Genomic DNA, 1296 nt, shown 5'->3' on the forward strand with positions numbered 1-1296 from the left:
CCCCAAGACCTGAAGATTTAACGGACTCGTTCAGTATGTCGGCGACTCAAAATTACGGCACTGGCCGTCGCAAGACCGCAACCGCACGCGTTTTCCTGCGTCCGGGTACTGGTAACATCTCCATCAACAACCGTTCGCTGGATAACTTCTTCGGCCGCGAAACTGCCCGCATGGTAGTTCGTCAGCCGCTGGAGCTGACCGAGACTGTCGAGAAATTCGACATCTACGTCACCGTGATCGGCGGTGGTGTAAGTGGTCAAGCTGGCGCAATCCGCCACGGCATCACTCGCGCTCTGATGGACTACGACGAAACCCTGCGTAGCGCTCTGCGCAAAGCTGGCTTCGTTACTCGCGACGCCCGTGAAGTTGAACGTAAGAAAGTTGGTCTGCGTAAAGCGCGTAAGCGTCCGCAGTACTCGAAGCGTTAATTCGTTTCCACGTTCAAAAAAGAACGCCCGATTCCTCACGGAACCGGGCGTTTTTTTATGCCTGCGATTTATTGAAGAATTGCGCTGTGACAACTTGCCACATTCGTAGACCCCCTATACTACAAGGCTTGAGGGTGGGAGCTCCGGGTAATTCCCTTGTCAGAATTGGGGCTTTTCATTACCATCTCGGCAAAATTTTTATAAGTAACATTGATTTATTTAGTAGATGCCTGATTTAACAGGCCACAAAGCTGATGGGAGAGGACTGAATGAGCAATGACGGCGTGAATGCAGGCCGGCGTCGCTTCTTGGTAGCAGCCACATCCGTGGTGGGTGCTGCAGGAGCGGTGGGGGCTGCGGTCCCGTTCGTGGGGTCATGGTTTCCCAGTGCCAAGGCGAAAGCCGCTGGTGCACCGGTGAAAGTGAATGTCAGCAAGATCGAGCCAGGACAGCAGATGATTGCCGAGTGGCGCGGCCAGCCGGTGTTCATTGTCCGCCGTACTGCGGAAATCCTGGGGAATCTCAAGAAGATCGAGGGCCAGCTCTCCGATCCGACTTCCAAAAACTCCACGCAACCTACCTATGTCGATCCTGAAGTGCGTTCGATCAAGCCGGAAATTCTGCTGCTGATCGGGATCTGCACTCACTTGGGTTGCTCACCAACCTTCCGTCCCGAAGTGGCACCTGCGGATCTGGGTAAAGACTGGGTCGGCGGCTATTTCTGCCCTTGCCACGGTTCCCACTACGATCTGGCTGGCCGCGTCTACAAGTCGCAACCCGCGCCTTTGAACCTGCCAGTTCCCCCGAATTCGTATGAGACCTATGATCTTATTGTGTTTGGCTTGTATATGTAGTATGCGTTATGATT

2 protein-coding genes are annotated in these 1296 nt (G+C 54.1%); both read left to right on the forward strand.

The annotated features are described in order from the left end of the window. The first annotated feature begins 35 nt into the window (after nucleotides 1-35). Nucleotides 36-428: a 30S ribosomal protein S9 gene (rpsI, locus tag ACIOUG_RS25970; RefSeq protein WP_003228056.1), complete on the forward strand. Its 393-nt coding sequence runs from the start codon at nucleotides 36-38 to the stop codon at nucleotides 426-428. Between the two features lie 269 nt (nucleotides 429-697). Then, complete coding sequence (gene petA / locus ACIOUG_RS25975) at nucleotides 698-1282, forward strand: ubiquinol-cytochrome c reductase iron-sulfur subunit (protein ID WP_401069889.1); 585 nt, start codon at nucleotides 698-700, stop codon at nucleotides 1280-1282. The last annotated feature ends 14 nt before the right edge of the window (nucleotides 1283-1296 follow it).

The sequence above is a fragment of the Pseudomonas sp. NPDC087803 genome (assembly GCF_044742995.1).
In the GTDB taxonomy this organism is placed as follows: Bacteria; Pseudomonadota; Gammaproteobacteria; order Pseudomonadales; family Pseudomonadaceae; genus Aquipseudomonas.

Bases quoted from the DNA above. Each gene is read 5' to 3' on its own strand.
- rpsI (WP_003228056.1), top strand. From the start codon at position 36: ATGTCGGCGACTCAAAATTACGGCACTGGCCGTCGCAAGACCGCAACC.
- petA (WP_401069889.1), top strand. From the start codon at position 698: ATGAGCAATGACGGCGTGAATGCAGGCCGGCGTCGCTTCTTGGTAGCA.